Here is a 25292-nt window from a genome sequence, read left to right on the forward strand (position 1 = left end):
ATCAATCCAGCAATTCGACCTGATTGATCACGCTTGGATCGAAAGCGCCTTCTTCGGGGCGTTCCACGGTGGTCGCGGCGGACAGTTCATCCAGATAGGCCATCACGGCAGCTTCCTGCAGTTCGGCGGTCAATTGCGGCGCGACCTGTTCGAGGGTCGGTGTCGGGCGGGCGCGCTGATCGACAAGAGTGACGATATGCCAGCCGAACTGGGTTTCGAACGGGTCGGATACGCCGCCCACTTCGAGCGCCATGACAGCGGTTTCGAATTCTTGCACCATCGCGCCTTCGCCGAACCAGCCCAGATCGCCGCCACTGGCGCTGGTCACATCGGTCGAAACGGCGGCTGCAACTTCGGCGAATGGTTCGCCTGCATCAAGCTGCGCCTTAGCGGCGTTGGCTTCTTCTTCGGTTTCGACCAGCAGGTGTGCTGCGCGGAATTCCGGGATTTCAGGCGCATTGGCAAAGCGTTCCTGGTAGGCTTCTTCAAGCAATTCCGGCGTGATTGCGGTTTCGGCGATATCGGTGATCACTTGCGCGGCCAGCAAGGACCGGCGTTCATTTTCGATCGTGTAACGCACACTTGGGGGTGTCTCTTCCAGCACATCGGCCAGAAGCTGCTGCTGCACCAGTTGGTCAACCAGCCCGGTGAACAGGATCTCGTCGGGAAACTGCGCATATTGTGGCGGCAACATGGACCGAGCGATGATCAGCTCGCCCACGGTGATTTCGGTGTCGCCGACTTTGGCGACGACAGTATCGGCGGTTACGTCCTGCGCGAATGCACCAGTCGTCACGGACAGCGAAACCGCCGCGGCCCCCAAAAATGTAACATGTTTCAGCATTAAACGATCCCTTGATAGGCCGCGCAACCGCCCGGCGTTGACACTCTATATCCGGCCCCTTACATCCCTTGAAAGCCTCGAGGAGGCCGGAAGTAGTGCGAATTTGGCCCCTTTGTATGTGGCTGGCGGCCTGCCTACAAGCAACCTCCTCTCAAATAGATGTCAGACAGGCGCGTCAGCGCCGGCGGAGAGAATATGCTCGGTATCGGATCGATTGCCAAAAAGGTGTTTGGCTCTGCCAATGATCGCAAAGTCAAATCCGCCCGGCCGCTTGTCGCGCAGATCAATGCGTTGGAGCCGCAGTTTCAGGCGCTGAGCGATGATGCACTGAAGGCCAAGACCCAGGAATTCCGCGACCGTGCGCTGAAAGGCGAAAGCCTTGACGCGCTGTTGCCCGAAGCCTTTGCCAACTGCCGCGAGGCTGCGCGGCGTGCGCTGGGTCTGCGGGCTTTTGACACGCAGTTGCTGGGCGGCATTTTCCTGCATCAGGGCAATATCGCCGAAATGAAGACCGGCGAAGGCAAGACGCTTGTGGCGACCTTTCCCGCCTATCTGAACGCGCTGACCGGCAAGGGCGTGCATATCGTTACCGTGAACGATTACCTTGCCCGTCGCGACGCCGAATGGATGAGCAAGGTTTACGGCGCGCTCGGCATGACCACCGGCGTTGTCGTGCCCGAACAGGGCGAGGCTGACAAAAAGGCCGCCTATGCCTGTGACGTGACCTATGCGACGAACAACGAACTGGGGTTCGATTACCTGCGCGACAACATGAAGTCCGAACTGGACCAGATGTACCAGCGCTACCACAATTTCGCGATCGTGGACGAGGTGGACAGTATCCTGATCGACGAGGCACGCACGCCGCTGATCATTTCCGGCCCCGCGCAGGACCGCAGCGAGATGTATGCGGCGATCAACAAAGTGATCCCCGATATCCTGCCCGAGCATTACACGCTGGATGAAAAGGCCCGTCAGGCGACTTTCACCGAGGAAGGCAACGATTTCCTCGAAGAAAAACTGGCCGCTCTTGGTTTGCTGCCCGAAGGTCAGACACTTTACGACCCCGAAAGCGCCACGCTGGTCCATCATGTCAGCCAAGCCTTGCGCGCGCATGTCCTGTTCACCAAGGAAAAGGACTATATCGTCCGCGACGATCAGGTCGTGCTGATCGACGAATTCACCGGCCGCATGATGATTGGCCGTCGCCTGTCGGATGGTTTGCATCAGGCAATCGAGGCTAAGGAAGGCGTGACGATCAAGCCTGAAAACGTGACACTCGCCTCGGTGACATTCCAGAATTATTTCCGCCTTTACGACAAGCTGGGCGGCATGACAGGCACCGCCGCGACCGAAGCCGACGAATTCCGCGAAATCTATAACCTTGGCGTGGTCGAGGTGCCGACGAACCGCCCTGTCGCGCGGGTTGATGAACACGATCAGGTTTACCGCACCGCCAAGGAAAAATTCGACGGCGTTGTCAGCGAGATCAAGGAAGCCCATGCCAAGGGCCAGCCGATCCTTGTGGGCACCACTTCTATCGAAAAATCCGAGTTTCTGGCTGGGCTGCTGCGCGCCGAAGGTATCACCTTCAACGTGCTGAACGCCCGCCAGCATGAACAAGAGGCGCAGATCGTCGCCGATGCCGGCAAGCTGAATGCAGTGACTATCGCCACCAACATGGCCGGTCGCGGCACCGACATCCAGCTAGGCGGCAACGTGGAAATGCGCGTTCTGCAGGCCATGGCTGCCGATCCAGAGGTCGACCCCGAAGCGCTGCGCGCCCGGATCGAAGCTGAAGTCGCGGATGAAAAGGAAAAGGTCAAAGCGGCGGGCGGATTGTTTGTGCTGGCTACCGAACGGCACGAAAGCCGCCGGATCGACAACCAGCTGCGCGGCCGGTCGGGTCGTCAGGGTGACCCGGGGCGGTCGACGTTCTTTTTGTCTCTCGAAGACGATCTGATGCGCATTTTCGGGTCCGAGCGGCTGGAAAAGGTTCTGTCCGGTCTGGGCATGAAAGAAGGCGAAGCCATCGTCCACCCTTGGGTCAACAAATCGCTGGAACGCGCGCAGGCCAAGGTCGAGGCGCGCAACTTTGACATCCGCAAGCAGTTGTTGAAATTCGACGATGTGATGAACGAGCAGCGCAAGGTCGTGTTTTCCCAGCGCCGCGAGATCATGGAAAGCGCGGATCTCGCCGATGTCGTCAAGGATATGCGCGATCAGGTGATCGACGATCTGGTCACGATCTATATGCCGCCGAAATCCTATGCCGATCAATGGGATGCCGAAGGTCTGAAGGCCGATATTGCGGCGCATCTTGGACTTGATCTGCCCGTCGTTGACTGGGCGGCCGAAGAAGGCGTTGACGACGATGTCATGCGCGAACGTCTGGAAGAAGCCGCCGACAAATACATGGGCGAAAAGGCTGATGCCTTTGGCGCCGAGACGATGCGCAATGTCGAAAAGCAGATCCTGCTGAAAACCATCGACGAAAAATGGCGCGAACATCTGCTGACGCTGGAACATCTGCGGTCTGTCGTGGGGATGCGCGGCTATGCCCAGCGTGATCCGCTGAACGAATACAAGACTGAAGGTTTCCAGCTTTTTGAAAAGCTGCTGGACAGTCTGCGCACCGATGTCACCAAGAAACTGTCGCAGATCCGCCCGATGTCGAAAGAGGAACAGGAACGTCTGATCGCGCAATTCCGTGAACAGCAGGCTGCCGCTGCTGCCGCCGTTGCAGCTGCCAGCGCACCGACACTGGCCCCGACAGAGGCTGCAGCGCGCGACGGATTCGATGAAAACGATCCGGCAACATGGGGCAATCCGGGGCGCAACGACCTTTGCCCCTGCGGGTCTGGCAAGAAGTTCAAGCATTGCCATGGGCGCTTTGCCTGAGGATTGACACAAACTTGACGCCTTAGCGTCGTGTTTGAGACCTTCTCAGACCACGGTCCGGGCGTATGGTATCCCTTGAAAAGCAGGGGTGTCCATGTTTGGAATCATGACGTTCAGGTCTGCGGCAGTTGTTCTCGCCTTGGCGATTGGCGCGGGATATGTCGTGCAAAGTGACTTGATCGGCACATCAGCCGGGCCAACGGCGCCGCTTCCTGCAAGCATTTCTGCCCAGCCCAGATCGCTGTCGCTGGTATTGAACACCCAAGGCACGCCTGCTTTCGGCTTTCCCGATGATACATTCCGGCCAGCGCGGCATGACCTGACCACGATGTCGACCGTCCCCGTCCCCGCCGTCTATGTCGAGGCTGCCGTCCCCCGCCTTGGCACGATCATGGCGACGCCTGATTCGGCCTGCCCTGTCGCGCTGTCTGCGCGGCGTGCGGCGGATGCGATGGTGACCTTGACCGCGACCCTGCCATGCGCCCCTGACACCGATGTGCTTATCGCGCATGACCTGATCCGCTTTTCGGCACGGACTGATTCCGAAGGCCTGCTTGAAACGCTGGTGCCTGCTTTGTCGGTTGAGGCTGAGTTCGTGTTGTTCACTGCCAACGTCGAACAGGCGCGGGTCACGATCCCTGTGCCGGCCCTGCGCAATTACGACCGTGCCGTCCTGCAATGGCGGGGTGCCGGGAACCTGCAATTGCATTCCTTTGCCGCCGGTGCAGAGGTTGGCGATCCCGGCCATGTCTGGTCGGCGTCGGTTCAGGATACGATCGGATCGCGCGGCACCGTGCAGCGGCTTGGCACGGGCAGCGCCGATCCGTCCTATAGCGCAGAAGTCTTTACCTACCCTCAAGGCGGTTGGCAGGGTGCAACGGACATGGCGCTCAAGATAGGGGTTGTGCTGACGGCTGAAAACTGTGGCCGCGCGATGCCCGTCACGACGTTCCAGATCAACCGGGGTGATCTGGTGATGCGCCGCGACATGTCATTGCGCTTGCCGGGCTGCGATGGGGCTGGGTCGGTCGTTCTGCTGGACGACCGCTTTACCCCGCCGATGCCTGCCTTGCGCTGAGATCAGAACAGTCCCTGGGCGCGAAAGCTGATTTCGCAGGATTTGCCGATGATCAGGTGGTCATGCACCGTGATCCCAAGCGTTTTCGCCGCATCGCTGATCTGGCGGGTCATCGTGATATCGGCCTGCGATGGCGTGGGGTCACCGGACGGATGGTTATGCACAAGGATCATCGACGCCGCGTTCAGTTCCAAGGCGCGCTTCACCACCTCGCGCGGGTAGACGGGCACATGGTCCAGCGTGCCCTTGGCCTGTTCTTCATCCGCGATCAGGACGTTTTTGGTGTCCAAAAACAGGATGCGGAATTGTTCGGTATCGCGATGCGCCATGACCGTGTGGCAATAAGTCAGCAAAGCATCCCAGCTTGAGACGACATGCCGCTGCATTACGCGTGCGCGTGCCAGCCTGTGCGCTGCTGCTTCGACGATCTTCAGCTCCAGCGCGACGGCGGGTCCGGCACCCTGCACCTGCCCGATCTGCGTGACACTGGCTGACAGCACCCTGTTGAAATCGCCGAAATGGTCGATCAGCGCCCGCGCGAGCGGTTTGACATCCTGCCGCGGGATCGCGCGGAACAGCACGAGTTCCAGCAATTCGTAATCGGGGATCGCCGCCGGTCCGCCCGACAGGAACCTGTCGCGCAGCCGTTGTCGGTGGTCGCGTATGTAGGACGGCAGTTTGCCCGCAGGCGGGATGTCGGTTTCAGGGAAAAGACTGCGGGATTCGGCAAGATGGGTCATGCCACATCCTGCCGGATCGCTGGTTACCGGACCGTTAACTCTTCATCGAATCCCAGAAGGATTTGACGCTGTCAAAGAAGCTCGACCCTTGCGGGTTGTTCTCCTCGCTCAGCTTGTCGAATTCCTTGAGGATTTCACGCTGGCGCGCCGTCAGTTTCACGGGCGTTTCCACGGCAAGTTCGATCATCATGTCGCCGCTGGCACCGCCACGCAGAGCGGGCATCCCCTTGCCGCGCAGACGCATCTGGCGGCCCGATTGCGACCCTTCCGGCACCTTCACGCGGCTGCGGCCACCGTCGATCGTCGGCACCTCGATCTCGCCGCCAAGGGCTGCGGTCGCGATGGACACGGGCACGCGGCAATAGAGGTTCAACCCCTCGCGTTCGAACAGCGGGTGACTGTTCACTTCGATGAAGATGTAAAGATCGCCTGCTGGCCCGCCGCGCACGCCGGCCTCGCCTTCGCCGCTCAGGCGGATGCGCGTGCCGGTTTCGACGCCTGCGGGGATGTTGACCGACAGCGCCTTTTCCTTTTCAACACGGCCTGCACCGTGGCAGACCTTGCACTTGTCCTTGATGATCTGGCCCATGCCGCTGCAGGTTGGGCAGGTGCGTTCGACGGTGAAAAAGCCCTGCTGCGCGCGGACCTTGCCCATGCCGTTGCAGGTCGGACAGACCTGCGGTTCTGACCCGCCTTCGGCACCGGTGCCCGAGCAGGACCCGCAGGACACGGCTGTCGTGACGTTGATGGTCTTTTGCAGACCGGCATAGGCATCCTCAAGGTTGATGCGCAGGTTATACCGCAGATCGCTGCCGCGCTGCGCGCCGCTGCGCCGCCCGCCACCGCGCCCGCCCATGAAATCACCGAACAGGTCGTCGAACACGTCGGAAAAGGCGCTGGCAAAGTCGCCCTGCCCGCCGCCGCGCGGCCCACCTGCGCTGGACCCCATGCCATTCTCGAAAGCGGCATGGCCATAGCGGTCATAGGCCGCTTTCTTGTTGGCGTCCTTCAGGACCTCATAGGCTTCGTTCGCTTCCTTGAACTGCGCCTCGGCCTTGGGATTGTCGGCGTTGCGGTCGGGGTGCAGTTCCTTGGCCTTCTGGCGATAGGCCTTTTTGATGGCGTCGGCGTCAGCGCCCTTGGCGATACCCAGCACATCGTAATAGTCGCGTTTTGCCATGATCAGTTTCCCCTTTGGGAACAGAAAAAGACCGGCCCGGTGTGGGGCCGGTCCATTTCCTGCACCGCCGAATTAATTGCGGCGCTTGTCGTCATCCAGGTCTTCGAAATCCGCGTCCAGGATGTCGTCATCCGCGCCGCGGCGTTCAGGCTCTGCCTCGCCCGATTCTTCCTGGCTGGCCTTGTAGATGGCTTCGCCAAGTTTCATCGCGGCTTCGGTCACGTTCTGCACGCCAGACTTGATCTTGCCGGCGTTGTCGCCTTCCAGATCGTCCTTGAGTGCGGCAATCGCCAGCTCGATGGCTTCGATCGTGGTTGGGTCGACTTTGTCGGCATGTTCTTCCATCGATTTCTCGGTCGAGTGGATCAGGCTTTCGGCCTGGTTTTTCGCTTCGACCAGTTCGCGGCGGGCCTTGTCGGCCTCTGCGTTGGCTTCGGCGTCCTTGACCATGGCTTCGATGTCTTCATCCGACAGACCGCCAGAGGCCTGGATCGTGATCTTCTGTTCCTTGCCGGTGCCTTTGTCCTTGGCGCCGACTTCCACGATGCCGTTGGCGTCGATGTCGAAGGTCACCTCGATCTGGGGCATGCCGCGCGGGGCTGGCGGGATGTTTTCAAGGTTGAACTGGCCCAACATCTTGTTGTCGGCGGCCATTTCGCGTTCACCCTGGAACACCCGCAAGGTCACGGCATTCTGGTTGTCTTCGGCGGTCGAGAAGACCTGCGACTTTTTCGTCGGGATCGTGGTGTTGCGGTCGATCAGACGGGTGAACACGCCACCCAGCGTCTCGATCCCCAGCGACAGCGGCGTCACGTCGAGCAGGACCACATCCTTGACGTCGCCTTGCAGCACACCGGCCTGAATTGCAGCGCCCATGGCTACGACTTCGTCAGGGTTCACACCCTGATGGGGTTCCTTGCCAAAGAACTTGGAGACTTCTTCCTTGACCTTGGGCATACGGGTCATCCCGCCGACCAGCACGACCTCGTCGATGTCGGATGTGGACAGGCCCGCATCCTTGATCGCGGCCTGACATGGCTTCAGCGACGCCTTGATCAAATCACCAACAAGGCTTTCCAGCTTGGCGCGGGTCAGTTTCATGACCATGTGCAGCGGCTGGCCGTTCGAGCCCATCGAGATGAAGGGCTGGTTGATTTCGGTGCTGGAGGACGAGGACAGTTCGATCTTGGCCTTCTCAGCGGCTTCCTTCAGGCGCTGCAGGGCCATCTTGTCCTTGGTCAGATCGACGGCGTTCTCTTTTTTGAACTCGTCGGCAAGGTAGTTGACGATCCGCATGTCGAAATCTTCACCGCCAAGGAACGTGTCGCCGTTGGTGGATTTCACTTCGAACAGGCCGTCGTCGATTTCCAGAATGGTCACGTCAAAAGTACCGCCGCCAAGGTCATAGACCGCGATGGTTTTGCTTTCTTTCTTGTCCAGACCGTAGGCCAGCGCCGCAGCGGTCGGTTCGTTGATGATGCGCAGCACTTCCAGACCGGCGATCTTGCCTGCGTCCTTGGTGGCCTGACGCTGAGCGTCGTTGAAATAGGCGGGCACGGTGATGACGGCTTGCGTCACTTCTTCGCCAAGATAGCTTTCGGCGGTTTCTTTCATCTTGCCGAGGATGAACGCGGAAATCTGGCTGGGCGAATATTTCTCGCCACGCGCCTGAACCCAAGCGTCGCCATTGCCACCGTCGACAACGGTGAACGGCATGTTCTTTTTGTCCTTCGCAAGATCGGCATCGTCAAAGCGGCGCCCGATCAGGCGCTTGACGGCAAAAATCGTGTTTTCGGGGTTGGTCACTGCCTGACGCTTGGCGGGCTGACCGACAAGGCGTTCGTCATCAGTGAACGCGACGATCGACGGCGTTGTGCGCGCGCCTTCGGCGTTTTCGATCACACGGGGCTTTGACCCGTCCATGATCGCGATACAGGAGTTGGTCGTCCCAAGGTCGATACCAATCACTTTAGCCATTTTTTCAAATCCCTCTACTTTAGGCGGTTTGAGCAGCGCGAACCCGTTTCGGCACCCGCGCCAGTTTCATGCGTCTCACAGCGTCGCACGCTGACCCGACGTTGGCGTGTATATAGGTGTGCCATATGGGGGCTGCAACAGCCACAGACGGGGCAAAAGCGTAAAAACCGCACTTTGCACGGCTGTATCCGCAGATCAGGCAGCGCTGATACGACGTCAGAAAGGTGGCTGTCGTGCATCATCTGGAAACAAACGGGCCGATGCCGCAGAATCGACCGAATTCTGGCTCATTTGGGGCGTTTTTCAGGTCCCAATCGGGGACAATGTCTGAACAGGAGTACCATAATATGACAAAGCAATCTCCATTCCGCTGGCCGGCGACGCTTGCGCTTGGCACGGGGGTTTGCCTTTCGCTTGCGACAGCGCTTGCTGCGCAGGACGTGACGCTTAACAGCCTTGATGGCGAACTGACGCTGCGAGGAGAGCTTTTGTCCTATGACGGCTCGGTCTATGTGCTGGGTACCGTTTTTGGATCGCTTGAGGTGAACGCCTTTCTTGTGACCTGCGAAGGCGAGGCCTGCCCCGAAATCGATACGACCGCCGAAGCCTTTGCCATTGCCGGGTCGTCCGGTCTGGTCAACGGCGTGTTCAGCGATCTGATCACGGCGTTCAGCGCCGAAGTGGGTGGCGCGGCGAATGTGACCGAACAATCCGGTGACACGACTGTCATTAGCCTGCTGGACGAAGCCCAAAGAGAGGCCGCAACTATCACGCTGGCCGCTGTCGGATCGACGCAAGGCATCGCGGACGTGATCGCCGACAACGCGGCGCTGGCCATATCGACGCGTGCGGTATCCCAAGCAGAGGCGCAGGCTTTTGCGAATGCTGGTAAGGGTGATCCGACATCCGAAGGACAGCAGACCATTTTCGCGTTGGACGCTCTTGTGGCGATCACCTCGCTGTCCAACCCCGTCCGCGCCATTTCCGAGGCTGACCTTGCCCGCATCTTTGCCGGCGAAGTCACGAACTGGGCCGATGTGGGTGGCCCATCCGCCCAGATCAACGTCTATGGGCGCGCTGCCGACAGCGGCACCTCTGTTGTGTTCAACGAACTGGTGATGGAACCTGCAGGTCTGCGTGTCTCAGACACGATCCTGCGGACAGAAACCGATGCGGCGCTGGCCCAGGCGGTTGCATCCGACCCGCTCGGGATCGGCGTGACCAGCCTTGCCGATGCCGGTGATGCCAAGATCCTTGCGGTGCGCGGTGTCTGCGGCATTCAGGTGCAGGCGACCCCGTTTACGATCAAGACCGAAGAATATCCGCTGAGCCGCCGCCTTTATGCCTATACCGACAATGAAACGGCGCCTGCGCAATTGACCCGTCTGATGCAATTCCTCGAAACACCGGCGGCACAGGCCGTGGTCAGCGATGCAGGCTATGTCGATCTGGGCATCTCCTTCCAGTCCAACAACGAACAGGGCCTGCGGTATCTTGCGTCGATCCTGACCGATGATGTCGAAGTCACCTTGCCACAGCTGCGCGAAATGACCCAGTCGCTGACCGCCGCTGACCGGTCGTCGATCACCTTCCGCTTTGCGCTGGGGTCGTCACGGCTTGATGCCCGCGCGCAGGACGATATCGTGCGCCTTGCAAACCTGATTGCCACCAGCGACATCAGCAACAAAGAGCTTTTGCTGATCGGCTATACCGATTCCATCGGCGATGGCGCGGCCAACCTGGCGCTGAGCCAGCAGCGTGCCGAGGAAGTGCGTCAGGCGCTGCTTGCTGTTGCACCTTCGCTTGGGTCGGATGATCTGCCGGTGCGCGCGCTTGGTTTCGGGGAAATCTCTCCGCTCAGCTGCAATGAAACCGACAATGGCCGCCGCATCAACCGCCGTGTCGAAGTCTGGTTGCGTGATGTCGTCACTGAATCCCGCTGAACCCGGCCAGACAACGTACAGGAGCTTGATGATGAATAAGAACTTGATCGCGGCCGGGGCTATCTGGGTTGCAATAATGAATCCCGCAGCCGCACAGCAGGGCGAATTCTCGGATGCCGTGAATTTGTGGCTGTCCGGCGATGATGCCAACGGCCTGCCTGCGCTGGCCACCGATGCCCGCAACGGCGACACCGCCGCACAGCTGATCCTAGGACAGGTTGACCGGGATACGATCCCCGGTGGCTATTCCGACTTTCTGCTGGGCCTGACCCGCGAAGAGCGCGCGCAACTGCTGCGCTTCGTCAACAGCGACGGATCGACCGTCAACTGGCTGCTGACGCTGCAAGGCACCGAGAATGCGGCGCTGGGCGACGCGTTGTTCTGGTACGAGGCGAACCTCGACCCGATCGATTCGGCGTCCGACCTGCAAGCGGTGGATGAAATATCCAAGGCTGAATGGATCCTGTGGCGCACGCTGAACAACGGTTTCTTCAACCTGATTCAGGCGCTGCCCACGGACAACCCCGAACTGGCGCAAGTCGGGTTCATGACGTGGATCACCGGCTACTTTGCCAGCGAAAACCGCACCGTCAGCCTCAGCAGCTTTCTGGCTGATGAAAGCCCCGAAAAGGTGCCCGGCCTTCTTGCGCTGAAACGGCTGGAACGGGTGTTGGGGCTTCAAGGCAACTTTTCCGTTGGTCTGAACGAATTGATCGAGGTCATTCGCGGCCGCGGCAACAGGCTGCCGGTGACGGCCGATCTTGTGACGTTGGATGCCAGCCTGACCCGGTTGGGCGAGGTCGATCCGCGGGTCGGCGTTGTCAATCGCATGTGTGATATCTGTCCCGATTCAGCCGCAGATTATCAGTGCAAGATCCAGACCTTCGAGATCATCGGCGGGTATGAAACCTTGCTGGCCGTGCGATCCCCTGCCGAAGCCGCCGTGTCGTCCGATGCCTATCTTGCATCCGATCGCGCCGTGACCTCGCTGGTCAATCTGGTCCGTGGGCGTGCTCCGTCCGACCTGACACGGGTGCGGTCGACCTGCCTGCAATCGTTGATCACCGACGGGCAATGATCCTACTTACGACATGCCCCGCCTCAGGGGCATGTCGACCACCCGCTAGCGCGCGGCATACCAGCTGATCGAGACTTTCTTGCGGGTATAGAATTCGCCCATCAGTCCGATCATGATCAGCGCCAGCGATACATAAATCGGATAGCTGACCGAGGTGACATGCGGGTTGTAGTGCAGGAACACATGACCCCGCGACTGGTCGATGATGTGGAACAACGGATTCCAGTCGAACAAGGCGACCGTGACCGCAGGCAGGGTATTCACGACGAACATCTTGCCTGACGCGATCATGTTCATGCGGATATAAAGCGTCCGCAAGAGACCCGCAAAATCGGGAATCCACGGGTTTAGCGCCAGAAACACCATGCCCACCGCGATCCCGAAGAACCACGCCAGCAGCACCATGCCCAGCGCGCCGATCGGATCATGGATCGTGATGGGTGTAATGACGATATGATAGAACGAGAGGATCACTGTCATCGCGAAAATCTGCTGGTATAGCGTCGATACCGCCGCCGACGCGATCGAGATTAGCGTGTTCATCGGCGCATGCAGCATCATCGGACCCAGCGGATTACCGCCGCCTGCGACGGCGGCGACGGTCTTGATATGGGTCATGTAAAGAAAGATGCCTGACATGATGAATAGCAGAAAATCGCCACGGATCGGTGCCGTGCGCACCCCCAGCAGTGTGAACATCAAAAGGAAAACGCCAACCATTACAAGGCTTTGCAAGGTCGTCAGTACAAGACCGACAACTGCATTGCGGTGTCCTGACCGCAGGTTGCGCACGATAGAATGATACGTCACCTCTGCCATGGCAAAGATGGTGCGGGTGTTCGATCTTGTATCGGGGGCGCGAAACATGCGGGACTTTCACAAAGGATCATAGAACTGTCGCACGACAGCCCATTGCCTAACCCCGAACCATAAGGCAGTGATATTGCCAATTCAACAAGAGGCCAGACCATGGACTATGAACTGCTGACCACCGTGATGCGCCGAGCCGCGCTGGAGGCGGGCGATGCGATCATGCAGGTCTATGCCGCCGAAGATTTCGACGTGCGCGCCAAAAGCGATGACAGCCCTGTCACCGCCGCTGACGAGGCCGCCGATGCGATCATCAGCGCCGCCTTGCGCGCGGCCTTTCCGGGTGTCGCACTGGTCACCGAGGAACAGGCCACGACCCACGCCGAGCAGGCGAGCACGTTCTTCATTGTCGATCCGTTGGATGGCACCAAGGAATTCGTCCAGCGCCGCGGCGATTTCACGGTCAATATCGCCTATGTCGTGGATGGCGTGCCTTTGCATGGCATCGTCTATGCCCCCGCGCGTGACCGGCTGTTCTATACCGACGCCTCTGGCCGGTCGGTCGAGGAGACGGGACCCTTTGCCAAGGATACCGTGGGTGCTTTGCGCCCAATATCAGTGTCTAAACCGGACAATTCGGCCCTGATGGTGGTCGCGTCGAAATCGCACCGCGATCAGGCGACGGATGATTACATCGCCAAATATCAGGTCCGCGACATGACCAGCGCGGGATCGTCGCTGAAATTCTGCCTTGTCGCCACGGGCGAGGCCGATCTTTACCCCCGCCTTGGCCGCACGATGGAATGGGACACGGCGGCGGGTCATGCCGTGCTGTCGGGTGCCGGCGGATTTGTCGTGCGTTTTGACGACCATCAGCCGTTAACCTACGGGAAACCGGGTTTTGATAACCCGTTCTTCATCGCCGCAGCCCCCGGCGTGAAACTGGAAACTGCCTGATGCCCGTCCTGATCGTCATTCCTGCGCGCTATGCCTCGACCCGTTACCCCGGCAAACCGCTGGTCGCGCTGACTGGTGCGACCGGTGTCGCCAAGACGCTGATCCGCCGGTCATGGGATGCGGCGATGGCGGTGGATGGTATCGACCGCGTGGTCGTTGCCACCGACGATGACCGGATCGCCGACGCCGCCCGCGATTTCGGGGCCGAAGTGGTGATGACCGCTGCAACCTGCGCAAATGGCACCGAACGCTGCGCCGAAGCGGTGGAAACCTTGGGCGGCGGCTATGACATCATCGTCAACCTGCAAGGCGACGCGCCGCTGACGCCTGCTTGGTTCATCAGCGATCTGGTCGCAGGCCTGCGCGCGAACCCGCAGGCCGATGTGGCAACACCCGTCCTGCGCACCGAAGGGCAGATGCTGACCGCCCTGCTGCAGGACCGCCGCGAAGGGCGGGTCGGCGGCACCACCGCCGTGTTCGGGGCGGATCACAACGCGCTCTATTTCTCGAAAGAGGTGATCCCCTACACCGGTCGCAGCTATGCGCCTGCCGATCCGACGCCGGTATTTCACCATGTGGGCGTTTACGCCTATCGGCCGGATGCGTTGCGCGCCTATGCCCGCTGGCCGCAAGGGCCGCTGGAACAGCTGGAAGGGTTGGAACAGTTGCGTTTTCTGGAACGCGGCGTGCCGATGCTTTGCGTCGAGGTGGCGGCGCAAGGGCGCGAATTCTGGGAACTCAACAACCCTGAAGATGTTGTGCGTATAGAAACAATGCTGCGCAATATGGGCCAACCCTAACGGGTCTGGCACCCCATTGTTGCAATTTCGACTTATTATAGCCCTGAAAATAGGGTACCGCCGCCATGTTGGCGGATCAACAAAGGCATCAAGATGAAACGTAAAGTCACCAAAGCCATTTTCCCCGTCGCAGGGCTTGGCACAAGGTTCCTGCCCGCGACCAAGTCGGTGCCGAAGGAAATCATGACTTTGGTGGATCAGCCGCTGATCCAGTATGCCATCGACGAGGCACGCGCCGCCGGGATCGAGGATTTCATTTTCGTGACCTCGCGGGGGAAATCCGCGCTCGAGGATTATTTCGACCATGCGCCGGACCTTGAAAACGCCCTGCGTGACGGCGGTAAGAACGAGCTGCTGCAAATTCTGCGCAACACCTACATGGAAAGCGGTGCTATCGCCTATATCCGCCAGCACAAACCGCTGGGGCTGGGCCATGCGGTGTCCTGCGCCAGCAAGCTCATCGGCGATGAACCTTTCGCCGTGATCCTGCCCGATGACGTGATCGCCGCCGAAAAACCGTGCCTCCAACAGATGGTCGAGGCCTATCAGGAAACTGGCGGGTCGATGGTGGCGACGATGGAAGTGCCGCCCGCGAAGACATCGTCCTATGGTGTGCTGGATATCGCCGGCGAGAACGGCCAGATCGTGCAGGTCAAGGGTATGGTCGAAAAACCGGCCCAAGGGACTGCGCCGTCCAACCTTGCGGTGATCGGGCGCTACATCCTGACGCCCGATGTGATGCAAAGCCTTGATAACGTCGATCGCGGTGCCGGAGGCGAGATCCAGCTGACCGATGCGATCGCAAAGGAAATCAGCGCAGGCCGTAATGTATTCGGCTACCGCTTCGACGGGCAGCGTTTCGACTGCGGGTCCAAAGCGGGATTTTTACAGGCAACCGTTGCTTTTGCGCTGGCACGCAGCGACCTGCGCGACGAATTGTCGGCCTTCCTTGCGGATATGAAGTTCAGCCGCAACGCCGCCGAATAACGCGCGGCACAGGGTCACCGGCATGCCGCTTGGCGATTTGTGGATGGCATACCGGATGCGCTGGAAACGGCGGCGGTTCTTGTTCCGCATCTGGCGCAAGCGGCGACAGATCGCGCCGGTGCAGGACAGAACGGCGGCAATCAGGCCCGACACGATCCTGTGCTTTGCGACCGTGCGCAACGAAATGGCGCGGCTGCCGCATTTCCTGCAGCACTACCGCAAACTCGGGGTCGGACATTTCCTGATCGTCGACAACCACAGCGATGATGGCACCGCCGCCTATCTGGCGGCGCAGCCCGACGTGTCGCTTTGGTCGTCGCAGCACAGCTACCGGCTGGCGCGGTTCGGGATGGACTGGCTGGGTTGGCTGCAATGGCAATATGGCCACCGGCACTGGTGCCTGACGGTCGATGCCGATGAACTGCTGACGTTCCCCCATGCCGACAGCCGTGATCTGGGCGATCTGACCCGTCATCTGGATGCGCGCAGGATCACGTCATTTGGCGCGACCATGCTGGAGATGTATCCAAAGGGGCCCATTGCGGATGCGGTATATGATCCGGCGGCAGACCCGTTGGAAACCTTGGTATGGTTCGACGCCGACAATTACCGAGAGAAAATCCACCCCGTCTATCAAAACCTCTGGATACAGGGCGGCGTGCGTGACCGCGTATTTTTTGCGGCACGGCCTGAACGCGCACCCACGCTCAGCAAGGTGCCGCTGGTGCGCTGGCACTGGCGGCATGTCTATGTCAGCTCGACCCACCAGATGCTGCCGCGCCGGTTAAACCATGTTTTCGACCGCGTGCATGACAGGCGGGTGACGGGCGTGTTGCTGCACACAAAGTTCCTGCCAGACATCATGCCCAAGTCCCAAGAGGAACTGACCCGCCGCCAGCATTTCCAGAACAGCGATCTTTATACGACCTATCACCAGCATTTGGCACAGGGACCGGACCTGTGGTGCCCGCAATCCACCCGCTATGACGGATGGGCGCAGTTGACGGCGCTGGGCCTCATGTCCAAAGGTGACTGGGATTGATATGACCCTGTTTGACACGCAGACAAAGGCATCACCCGTTTGGGATTTCTGACATCATACCGGCTGCGTCTCTATCGTAAGCAATGCAAGCTGCGCGCGATGCTGAAATCGCGCGAGCTGAGGTCGGTCCGGAACCGCACCGCCACGATCCGCGATGGCGACGTCCTGTTGTTCTGTACCTTCCGCAACGAAGACCAGCGCCTACCCTATTTCCTGCAATATTACCGCGATCTGGGGGTCGATCATTTCCTGATGGTCGACAACAACAGCGACGACGGCGGGCAGGATTTCATCGCCGCCCAACCAGATGTGTCCTTGTGGCACACCAAGGCGGGCTATGGCAGGTCGCGGCACGGTGTCGACTGGCTGACCTATCTGCAGGGGCGCTATGCCCATGATCACTGGGCCTTGACGGTCGATGTGGATGAATTCTTTGTCTATCCGTTCTGCGACAGCCGCCCGATCCGCGCGCTGGCCGACTGGCTCGATGCGTCAGAGGTGCGGTCCTTCGGGGCGCTGCTGCTGGATATGTATCCCAAGGGCCCGGTCAGCGCGCAGCCCTACCGGCGCGGCGACGATCCGTTCAGGATCGCCTGCTGGTTCGATGCCGGCAATTACGTCATGTCCCGCAACCCCATGCTGCGCAACCTGTGGATTCAGGGCGGCCCACGCGCGCGGATGTTTTTCGCAGACAAGCCGCGGCAGGCACCGGCGCTGAACAAGATCCCTTTTGTGAAATGGCAGCGCGCCTATGCCTATGTCAGCTCTACGCATATGATGCTGCCGCGCGGTCTGAACCTTGTCTATGATCAGAGCGGCGGCGAAAAGACATCCGGTGTGCTGCTGCACGCCAAATTCATCGACACATTCAGCGCCCGCGCGTCGGAAGAGGCGGCCCGTGCGGAACACTACGCGAGCGGTCGCGAATACAAATCCTACGAGGCGCATCACGGCGCCGACCCCGATTTCTGGTGCGAATGGAGCGAGCGTTACGTCAACTGGCGCCAGCTTGAAGGTTTGGGGCTGATGTCCAAGGGGAACTGGGCATGACGCTGGGTGTGGTCATGCTGGTGCATACGGCGTTTGACCGTGCTGAACAGATGATCCGGCATTGGGCGGATGCCGGGTGCCCGGTGGTCGTTCATGTCGACAGGAACGTGGCGCAGGCGGCATATGATGCTTTTGTCGGGGCGGTCGGTGATCTGGCGGATGTCAGTTTCAGCCGCCGGTATCGGGGTGAATGGGGCATGTGGGGGCTGATTGCGGCGTCAAAGGCCGCGTCACGGCAATTGCTGGACCGCTATCCTGAAATACGGCACGTCTATCTGGCGTCGGGCGCCTGCCTGCCGCTACGTCCGATCGCTGAATTGCAGGCTTATCTTGATGCCCGCCCCGACACTGATTTCATCGAAAGCGTCACGACCAGCGATGTGAAGTGGACGATCGGGGGATTGGACCGCGAAAGGTTCACGCTGCGGTTCCCGTTTTCATGGAAGCGGCAGCGCCGCCTCTTCGACGGATATGTCCGGCTGCAACAGGTGCTGCGGTTGCGGCGCAAGGTGCCCGAAGGGCTGACCCCGCATTTGGGGTCGCAATGGTGGTGCCTGACGCGCCAGACCCTGACGGCGATCCTTGGCGATCCGCGCCGTGCGGAATTCGACAGCTATTTCCGGCAGGTCTGGATTCCGGACGAGTCTTATTACCAGACCCTTGTGCGGCGGCATGCACGTCGCCTTGAAAGCCGGTCGTTGACGCTTGCCAAATTCGATTATCAAGGCAAACCGCATATCTTCTACGATGATCACGCAGAGCTTCTCGCACGGTCGGGATGTTTTGTTGCGCGCAAGATATGGCCGCAAGCTGACGGGCTTTACCAGAGATTTCCACGTCGGCCAAACCTGGCTGAAAGCGCAGAGGAACCTCGCACCGGGACGGTTGACCGGATCTTCGCACAGGCCGTTGACAGGCGTACTATCGGACGGCGCGGCCTTTACATGCAAGGCCGGTTTCCGTTCATGGAACGTGAAAACGGCTTTACCGCAGCCCCCTATACGGTCCTGCAGGGCTTTGATGACATCATTCCCGATCTCGCCGGTTGGCTGACGGCGCAAACCGGTGTCGTTGCGCATGGCCATCTGTTCGCCACCGACAAGGCACATTTTGCGGGTGGCGGAGCGACCTATCGCGGCGGGCTGTCGGGTCATGCCCGCCTGCGCGATTACAATGCCAAGATGTTCCTGACCAACCTGATCTGGAACGGGCGCGACCAGCATCAATGCTTTCAGTTCGGACCGACCGACAATCAGGCGATCAAATGGATGCTGACCAAGGATACCCAAGCCAGCGTCTGGGTTGTGACTGGCGCCTGGGCCTTGTCGCTGTTCCGGACAGGCAAAGCGGCGACCGATGTCCGGTCCCAAGCTGCGCGTTTGCAGCAGGTTGAAAACCGCTTTCTCAAGGCGCTGGGGTCGCCCGACGCACGGTCGCGTCGGCATATCATGACGCTGGCGGAATTTCTCGAATCTCCAGTCGATGTGCTGCAAGGCATCATGGACGACATGGTCGGCCACCGCGCCCGGACCCTCAAGGTATTGCCAGCGATGGTCGATCTGGATGGTTTTCCCGCGTTCCTTCAGGAGCTGAAAAATCAGGGGATGCACCCGTATCTGACGGGCGAGTTCGCCCCCGCCCAAAAGGTGCAATCCTCAAGGCGGCAGCCGCGCAAACCCTATCTGATCGGCAAGAAATGATGCGTTTTGACTACTTTATCATTCTGGCAGACATGCGGACGGGGTCGAATTTCCTTGAATCCAACCTGAATGCGCTGGACGGCGTGTCTTGTTTCGGTGAGGCGTTCAACCCCGGCTTTGTCGGCTATCCCAAGCAGGGGGACCTGTTCGGCATTTCGCTGGACCAGCGCGAAGCCGACCCCCTTGTGCTGATCGATGCGATCAAGGCGGCGGATGGTCTGTGCGGTTTCCGGTTCTTCCACAACCACGACCTGCGGGTCCTGGATCTGTGCCTTGCCGATCCCCGCTGTGCCAAGGTTGTGCTGACGCGCAATCCGCTGGATACCTATGTCAGTCTGAAGATTGCGCAGGCCACCGGACAGTGGAAGCTGACCAACGCGACCCACGCCAAGACACAGCCCATCACCTTTGACGCCGATGAATTCACAAGCCACCTGCGCGCGATGCAGGACTTCCAGCTGACTTTGCTGCACCGGCTCCAGACGACGGGGCAGACGGCGTTCTTTATCGGCTATGATGATTTGCAGGATATCGACGTTCTGAACGGGCTGGCCGCGTTTCTGGGGGCGCCAGCGCGATTGACCGCCCTTGATCGCAAGCTGAAAAAACAAAATCCTGCCCCCTTCGCCCAGACAGTCAGCAATGCATCCGAGATGGACAAGGCATTGCGCGGCATGGACCCTTTCGACCTTGGTCGCACCCCGAATTTCGAACCACGCAAAGGCCCTGCGATCCCGACTTACGTTGCAGCGGCACGCACCGGACTGATCCACATGCCCTTACGGTCAGGGCCGGAAGACGCGGTGGCGGATTGGCTTGCCGCGCTGGATAACGCACCGCCCCTCACGGATTTTTCGCAAAAAACGCTGCGGCAGTGGCAGAACGATCATGGCCTGTTCCGGCGGTTCACCGTGCTGCGCCACCCGGTCGCGCGCGCGCATGTGGCGTTCTGTGACCGCATCCTGACCACCGGGCCGGGGCATTTCCCCCGTTTGCGCGCCACGTTGCGCAAGGTTCACAAACTGCCGATTCCCGCCGTAGCCCTCGACCTTGATCATCCGGGTGCGTATGACGCAGAGGCGCACCGCACCGGTTTTCTGGCGTTTCTGGATTTCTTGCGCCACAATCTGGCGGGCCAGACAAGTATCCGGGTTGACGCGGCTTGGGCCAGTCAGGTGACGCTGTTGCAGGGGATGGCCCAGTTTGCGCTGCCTGACATGATATTGCGCGAGGAGGATTTGCCGCATGACCTGCCGCAGCTTGCGGCGCGGGTCGGCAGACCGGACGCACCTTTGCCGCAGATCAGCGCACATCGGCACGCAGCGTGGCTGGCCGCAGTCTATGATCCGGTGATAGAGGCCGCCACGCGTGCCGCCTATGCGCGCGATTACGAAAGTTTCGGGTTCACCGACTGGCGCTAGGCGGCTTGGGTCGATTCCACCGAGGTCAAGATCGTGAACAATGTCACCGGATCGCTGTTGGCCCGCAGCTTGGCGCACAGGGATGCATCGCGAAAGGTGCGCGACACCAGTGCCAGTGCCTTCAAGTGGTCGACACCGGCATTTTCCGGTGCGATCAGGGCGAAGACCAGATCGACTGGCTGACGGTCTACAGCGTCAAAGTTCAGCGGTTTTTCCAACCGCAGAAAGATTCCCTTTACCTCGTCCACACCGGCAAGCCGCGCATGCGGCAGGGCGACGCCATGTCCGACACCGGTGGGGCCAAGGTTTTCGCGTTCGATCATCGCGTCGATAACGGCGGATGGTTTCAACCCGTAACAGGTTTCCGCCATCTCGCCGATGTCGTGAAAAAGCCGCTTCTTGCTGGTGCAGGATGCAATCGTCTTGACGGCGTTCGACTGCAAGATCTGACTAAGTTGCATAATGCGTCTTTCTTGTTCTGCGCAGGATCAACCGGCAGCGCGCGGGTCGATCCATCCGATGTTGCCATCGTCTCTTCTGTAAACGACGTTTACGCCGCTATGTTTCTCGTTTCTGAAAACCAGGACTGGCGCGTTTGCGATTTCCATCTGCATCACCGCCTCGCCCACGGACAAAGACGGGATCTTGGTCTCCATCTCGGCGATGATCATCGCGTTGACGGTGTCGTTGCTGCCTTCTTCGGACTCGTCACTTGGTGCGAGGATATAGGACCCTGCATCCGAAAGTTCAACCGGGGTCGAACGACCGGCATGATGATCTTTCAGGCGGCGTTTATAGCGGCGCAGCTGCTTGTCCATCTTCTCGCCGCAGCTGTCGAAAGCGGCATAGATTTCAGTGGCTTTGCCGGTCGCCTGCGCGGTCAGACCGGTGGACAGGTGCACCACCGCCTCGCAGACGTTTTCATGACCCGACTTGGAAAAGACGACATAGGCTTCGGTGGGCCGACCAGCGTATTTGCTCAGAATGGCGTCCAGTTCCGTGCGGACATGGGTTTGCAGGGCCTCGCCGATGTCGATCTGTTTTCCGCTGATTTGGTACCGCATGATGTCTCCTAGGGTCTGGGGCTTGCAGGCGCGCAGGCGGTCGTCGCCAAAGCGCCGCAAGCGGATCGCGCTGTGTCAGAAGGTGATGTTAACCGTTTGCGCGCAAAAAGTTTTTTCCAGCAGGCTGACTGCTGTGTCAGCACGTCTGCGGGGAATGAACAAAGGCCAGTCATCCCCTATATTTGGCGGCAAAACCGGACGGCTTGTCAATGATCCTGTCAGCGACCGGCCAAAAGAATCAATTCACGCGGAAGTTGTTTCCCAGATAGACGCGCCGGACGTTTTCGTCCTGCACCACGTCTTGTGTCGTCCCGCTCATCAACACCTTGCCATCATGCAAGATATAGGCGCGGTCCACGATCTGCAGCGTTTCCTGCACATTGTGGTCGGTGATCAGCACGCCGATGCCGCGGTTCTTGAGATCGGCAACAAGATGCCGGATTTCGGCAACTGCGATTGGGTCAACCCCCGCGAAAGGTTCGTCCAGCAGAACATATTTCGGCCCTGCCGCAAGGCAGCGCGCGATTTCGACCCGCCGCCGTTCGCCACCCGATAGTGCCATGGCCGAGGCGCGCCGCAAATGTTCGATCGAGAATTCCGACAGCAGCGTTTCAAGCCGTTCGCGGCGCTGGTGCCGGTCTTTCACCGCGATTTCGAGGATCGACATGATATTGTCCTCGACCGACATGCCGCGAAAAATCGACATTTCCTGCGGCAGATACCCGATGCCAAGCTGCGCGCGCCGGTACATTGGCAGGGTCGTGACATCGCGCCCGTCGATGATGACCTTGCCACCCTCGGGCGTCACAAGGCCCGCAATCGCATAAAAACAGGTTGTCTTGCCCGAACCGTTCGGCCCCAGCAGTGCGACAACCTCGCCCCGGCCCAAGCTGATCGACACGTCGCGGATTACCGGACGTTTGCGATAGCTTTTGCGCAGGCTGATGATCTGTAGCCCGACATCGCCCGCTTGCACGGTCAGGTTGGGCGGCGGCGCCATCAGTTGCCGCCCTGTTGCAGCACGGTCCGCACGCGCCCCTGAATCGTCGCCGTGCCATCGGTCACGTTGACGACCATGCTTTCGGCCGAAATCACGGTTTCGCCTTGGCTGACCAACACGTCGCCGGTCAGTGTCAGCAGGCCGGTGGTGATATCGTAATCAGCGGTGTCGGCTTCGGCTGCGTCCTGCGCGTTTGCAAGCAGCACATCGCCAGTGGCGACCAACCGCGCAATTTCATTGGTATCGCTGCCATAGACCACTTCGACCCGTGCCGCCGACATCCGCAATTCGCCCTGAATGATCAGAACCTCGCCTTCGAATACCGCGATGCCGGTGTCCTGATCGACCGACAACGTCTGCGATGTCACCTCGATCGCGGCATCGGGATCAACGACCATATTGCCCAGATCGATCCGGGTCTGGGCGCCGGCGGCCCCCGTGACAAACATCAAAAGGGTCGTGCAGAGGACGGAAAAACGAAACACTTGGCGTATATCCTTTGCTACGGGTGCCCTACCCTTGGGGGGTGTATATCAGCCGGACCCCGTCGGTAAACAGCATCTGATGTCGAGTATTGGTGCTGTCGTACCGGAATGTCACCTGTCCTGCAGTCAGATTTCCCATGGGTGCGCGGATTTCCAACAATCCGTCCGACACGGCCGTGCCCGTATCCAGCGTGACGGTCAGGCCGCCTGTCTCCATCGTGTAGCCAGTCGAAGTCTGAAGCCGCACAAGGCCGGAAAACCGTGCGGTCCGCGCGCGCCCGTCGATTTCCCCTACGACACCTGTCACATCAAGCGTGCTGCCGCCGGGGTTATTCATCCGCATGCGCAGGTCATCGACGCCGGCAGTGTCGGGCTGGTCCGGCACAGGACGCGCGCTGCGCGCAGTGATCACGACGACCGCACCCGCATCGGTGACGCCCGAGAATTCGGGCGCCGACACCTGCTGCTCGCGCGCGAGTTCCACCACCCGTGCAAGGGAAATATCGGTCCCGTCACTGGGGCCGCGGGCAAACAGGAACAATGTCGACAACAGCGCAAGCCCGCTGAGCGGCAACAGGATTTTGGCCCAGCCGACCCATTGCGAATACAGATTGTCGCCACTGCCCATGGTCAGATGATACCAGCGCGCAGGCAGTCATGGATATGCAAAATCCCCGCGACCTGCCCCGGATTGGCGGGATCCAGCGCAAACAGGCAGGTGATCTTGCGGGTATTCATGATGTTGACGGCCTCTTCGGCAAGGGCATGAGGCGATACAGTTGTAGGGTTGACTGTCATCACTTCGCCCGCGGTGTGATCCAGCAATCCGCGCATGTGGCGGCGCAGGTCGCCGTCCGTGACGATCCCGACCAGCGTGCCGTCATCGCCCAGCACGCCCGCAACGCCGAACCCTTTCTGGGTAATCACCAGCAGGACATCGGACATTGGCGTGTTCACGCGCACCAGCGGGATCGCGTCATCGCGGTGCATCAGGTCCGCGACCTTGGACAGTTGCGCGCCCAGCTTGCCGCCCGGATGGAAGTCGCGGAAGTTTTCGGGCGTAAAGGCGCGGTGTTCCATCAACGCGATGGCCAGCGCATCGCCCAGCGCCAGTGTCATCGTTGTTGAAATCGTCGGTACGATCCCGCGACCGCAGGCCTCGCCCAGTTGCGGCAGCACGATCCCGACATCGGCTTGCTGGATCAGCGTGCTTTCGGCGCGGCTGGCGACACCGATCATCGGGATACCAAAACGGCGGGTATAGGCCACAAGATCAGCCAGTTCGGGGGTTTCACCCGAATTCGACAATACCAGCACGACATCGCCACGCGTCATCATGCCCAGATCGCCATGGCTCGCCTCGGCGGGGTGGACGAAATGGGCGGGGGTGCCGGTGCTGGCAAAGGTTGCCGCGATCTTGCGTGCGATATGCCCCGATTTGCCCATGCCGGACACGATCACGCGGCCCTTGGCGTTCAGCAAAAGGGTGACGGCATCGCCAAAGCTGTGGTCGAGTGTGGATGACAGCGCGCGCAGCGCGTCCGCCTCTTGCAGGATGACCCGGCGTGCGGTGGACAGAAAGGGGACTGGATCGGCCATCAATGTGTAAAGATATCGGTTTCGGGCCAGCCGTTCAGATCGAGTGCCGCGCGCGTCGGCAAGAAGTCGAAACAAGCCTGCGCGATGGCTGTCCGGTCCTCGCGTTGCAACAGGACATCGAAAGCAGCCTTGAGCTGGTGCAGATACAGCACGTCAGAGGCGGCATAATCCAGCTGCGCTGGCGTCAGTTTCGGTGCGCCCCAGTCGCTTTGCTGTTGATGCTTGGAAATGTCGATGCCCAGCATATCCTGCAACAGAACCTTCAGCCCGTGCCGGTCGGTATAGGTGCGCACCAGCTTGGACGCGATCTTGGTGCAATAGACGGGGGCGGTGACGACACCGAAGGCGTTCAGCAGCGCCGCGATGTCGAACCGGCCAAAGTGGAACAGCTTGAGCACGTCAGGGTTGGTCAGCATGGCGCACAGGTTCGGCGCGCCGGTCTGCCCCTTGCTGACCTGCACAAGGTGGCAATCGCCGTCACCGCCTGACATCTGGATCAGGCACAGCCGGTCACGATGCGGGTTCAGTCCCATCGTTTCGCAATCGATCGCAACAACCGGCCCCAGGTCCAGCCCGTCGGGCAGATCGTTGTGATAAAGAAAGTTGGCCATCTGTGTTCCAATCAACGGGTTTCGC

Annotated in this window: 23 protein-coding genes; 11 read left to right on the plus strand and 12 right to left on the minus strand. The window is 60.1% G+C overall.

Features of this window, described 5'->3' with window-relative positions; all coding sequences use genetic code 11:
* Position 1: 1 nt before the first annotated feature.
* Positions 2 to 844 carry a peptidylprolyl isomerase gene (locus VCK47_RS10545; protein ID WP_322891053.1) on the minus strand — a complete coding sequence of 281 codons (843 nt, stop codon included), beginning with the start codon at positions 842 to 844 and terminating at the stop codon, positions 2 to 4.
* Between the two features lie 195 nt (positions 845 to 1039).
* Between VCK47_RS10545 and secA the strand changes: the two genes are divergently transcribed.
* The gene (gene secA / locus VCK47_RS10550; protein WP_322891054.1) at positions 1040 to 3745 is read left to right on the plus strand and encodes a preprotein translocase subunit SecA; all 2706 of its coding nucleotides are present in this window, start codon (positions 1040 to 1042) and stop codon (positions 3743 to 3745) included.
* A gap of 94 nt (positions 3746 to 3839) precedes the next feature.
* Positions 3840 to 4823, plus strand: coding sequence for a hypothetical protein (locus VCK47_RS10555; RefSeq protein WP_322891055.1), 984 nt, complete (start codon positions 3840 to 3842; stop codon positions 4821 to 4823).
* Between the two features lie 2 nt (positions 4824 to 4825).
* Here VCK47_RS10555 and radC read toward each other — a convergent pair whose 3' ends face one another.
* From radC to dnaK, 3 genes are all read right to left on the minus strand, one after another.
* A complete protein-coding gene (gene radC, locus VCK47_RS10560) occupies positions 4826 to 5563 on the minus strand; it encodes a RadC family protein (RefSeq protein ID WP_322891056.1) in 738 nt (245 codons plus the stop codon).
* A 34-nt stretch (positions 5564 to 5597) separates the two neighbouring features.
* The gene (gene dnaJ, locus VCK47_RS10565) at positions 5598 to 6743 is read right to left on the minus strand and encodes a molecular chaperone DnaJ (protein WP_322891057.1); all 1146 of its coding nucleotides are present in this window, start codon (positions 6741 to 6743) and stop codon (positions 5598 to 5600) included.
* Positions 6744 to 6815: 72 nt separating this feature from the next.
* On the minus strand, positions 6816 to 8720 hold the full coding sequence (dnaK, locus tag VCK47_RS10570; protein ID WP_322891058.1) for a molecular chaperone DnaK: 1905 nt from the start codon (positions 8718 to 8720) through the stop codon (positions 6816 to 6818).
* 347 nt (positions 8721 to 9067) lie between these two features.
* Here dnaK and VCK47_RS10575 point away from each other — a divergent pair, with 347 nt between their 5' ends.
* Positions 9068 to 10663 (plus strand): phosphate ABC transporter substrate-binding/OmpA family protein, encoded by a 1596-nt coding sequence (locus VCK47_RS10575; protein WP_322891059.1) that lies wholly within the window; start codon positions 9068 to 9070, stop codon positions 10661 to 10663.
* Between the two features lie 31 nt (positions 10664 to 10694).
* Positions 10695 to 11741, plus strand: a complete 1047-nt coding sequence (locus tag VCK47_RS10580; protein ID WP_322892280.1) for a hypothetical protein — start codon at positions 10695 to 10697, stop codon at positions 11739 to 11741.
* Positions 11742 to 11786: 45 nt separating this feature from the next.
* Here VCK47_RS10580 and VCK47_RS10585 read toward each other — a convergent pair whose 3' ends face one another.
* Positions 11787 to 12608: an ABC transporter permease gene (locus VCK47_RS10585; RefSeq protein WP_322891061.1), complete on the minus strand. Its 822-nt coding sequence runs from the start codon at positions 12606 to 12608 to the stop codon at positions 11787 to 11789.
* 102 nt (positions 12609 to 12710) lie between these two features.
* On the opposite strand from VCK47_RS10585, the gene cysQ reads away from it, so the two are divergent.
* The 7 genes from cysQ to VCK47_RS10620 all read left to right on the plus strand — a co-directional run bounded on the left by cysQ (position 12711) and on the right by VCK47_RS10620 (position 20508).
* The gene (cysQ, locus tag VCK47_RS10590; RefSeq protein ID WP_322891062.1) at positions 12711 to 13508 is read left to right on the plus strand and encodes a 3'(2'),5'-bisphosphate nucleotidase CysQ; all 798 of its coding nucleotides are present in this window, start codon (positions 12711 to 12713) and stop codon (positions 13506 to 13508) included.
* The gene (locus VCK47_RS10595; RefSeq protein ID WP_322891063.1) at positions 13508 to 14308 is read left to right on the plus strand and encodes a manno-octulosonate cytidylyltransferase; all 801 of its coding nucleotides are present in this window, start codon (positions 13508 to 13510) and stop codon (positions 14306 to 14308) included. Before cysQ ends, VCK47_RS10595 begins: the two co-directional genes overlap by 1 nt.
* 93 nt (positions 14309 to 14401) lie before the next feature.
* Positions 14402 to 15295 carry a UTP--glucose-1-phosphate uridylyltransferase GalU gene (gene galU / locus VCK47_RS10600; RefSeq protein ID WP_322891064.1) on the plus strand — a complete coding sequence of 298 codons (894 nt, stop codon included), beginning with the start codon at positions 14402 to 14404 and terminating at the stop codon, positions 15293 to 15295.
* Between the two features lie 22 nt (positions 15296 to 15317).
* A complete protein-coding gene (locus VCK47_RS10605; RefSeq protein WP_322891065.1) occupies positions 15318 to 16337 on the plus strand; it encodes a glycosyltransferase family 2 protein in 1020 nt (339 codons plus the stop codon).
* A gap of 99 nt (positions 16338 to 16436) precedes the next feature.
* Positions 16437 to 17387 carry a glycosyltransferase family 2 protein gene (locus VCK47_RS10610; RefSeq protein ID WP_322891272.1) on the plus strand — a complete coding sequence of 317 codons (951 nt, stop codon included), beginning with the start codon at positions 16437 to 16439 and terminating at the stop codon, positions 17385 to 17387.
* Entirely contained in the window at positions 17384 to 19087 is a 1704-nt protein-coding gene (locus VCK47_RS10615) for a beta-1,6-N-acetylglucosaminyltransferase (RefSeq protein ID WP_322891066.1), read from the plus strand. Before VCK47_RS10610 ends, VCK47_RS10615 begins: the two co-directional genes overlap by 4 nt.
* Positions 19084 to 20508 (plus strand): sulfotransferase family 2 domain-containing protein, encoded by a 1425-nt coding sequence (locus VCK47_RS10620; protein WP_322891067.1) that lies wholly within the window; start codon positions 19084 to 19086, stop codon positions 20506 to 20508. The genes VCK47_RS10615 and VCK47_RS10620 overlap by 4 nt, the downstream gene beginning before the upstream one ends.
* Here the strand turns inward: VCK47_RS10620 and VCK47_RS10625 are convergent.
* From VCK47_RS10625 to VCK47_RS10655, 7 genes are all read right to left on the minus strand, one after another.
* Entirely contained in the window at positions 20505 to 20969 is a 465-nt protein-coding gene (locus VCK47_RS10625) for a PTS sugar transporter subunit IIA (RefSeq protein WP_322891068.1), read from the minus strand. The genes VCK47_RS10620 and VCK47_RS10625 overlap by 4 nt on opposite strands.
* 27 nt (positions 20970 to 20996) lie before the next feature.
* Entirely contained in the window at positions 20997 to 21572 is a 576-nt protein-coding gene (gene hpf, locus VCK47_RS10630; RefSeq protein ID WP_322891069.1) for a ribosome hibernation-promoting factor, HPF/YfiA family, read from the minus strand.
* A 238-nt stretch (positions 21573 to 21810) separates the two neighbouring features.
* The gene (lptB, locus tag VCK47_RS10635) at positions 21811 to 22572 is read right to left on the minus strand and encodes an LPS export ABC transporter ATP-binding protein (RefSeq protein ID WP_322891070.1); all 762 of its coding nucleotides are present in this window, start codon (positions 22570 to 22572) and stop codon (positions 21811 to 21813) included.
* On the minus strand, positions 22572 to 23057 hold the full coding sequence (locus VCK47_RS10640) for an LptA/OstA family protein (RefSeq protein WP_322892281.1): 486 nt from the start codon (positions 23055 to 23057) through the stop codon (positions 22572 to 22574). Before VCK47_RS10640 ends, lptB begins: the two co-directional genes overlap by 1 nt.
* Positions 23058 to 23085: 28 nt before the next feature.
* Positions 23086 to 23685 carry a hypothetical protein gene (locus tag VCK47_RS10645; protein WP_322891072.1) on the minus strand — a complete coding sequence of 200 codons (600 nt, stop codon included), beginning with the start codon at positions 23683 to 23685 and terminating at the stop codon, positions 23086 to 23088.
* Between the two features lie 2 nt (positions 23686 to 23687).
* Positions 23688 to 24656, minus strand: a complete 969-nt coding sequence (locus VCK47_RS10650) for a KpsF/GutQ family sugar-phosphate isomerase (RefSeq protein WP_322891073.1) — start codon at positions 24654 to 24656, stop codon at positions 23688 to 23690.
* Positions 24656 to 25267 (minus strand): ribonuclease D, encoded by a 612-nt coding sequence (locus tag VCK47_RS10655; RefSeq protein ID WP_322891074.1) that lies wholly within the window; start codon positions 25265 to 25267, stop codon positions 24656 to 24658. The genes VCK47_RS10650 and VCK47_RS10655 overlap by 1 nt, the downstream gene beginning before the upstream one ends.
* Positions 25268 to 25292: the final 25 nt, after the last annotated feature.

Origin of the sequence: Yoonia sp. 72 (assembly GCF_034652275.1) — a bacterium.
GTDB lineage: Bacteria > Pseudomonadota > Alphaproteobacteria > Rhodobacterales > Rhodobacteraceae > Yoonia.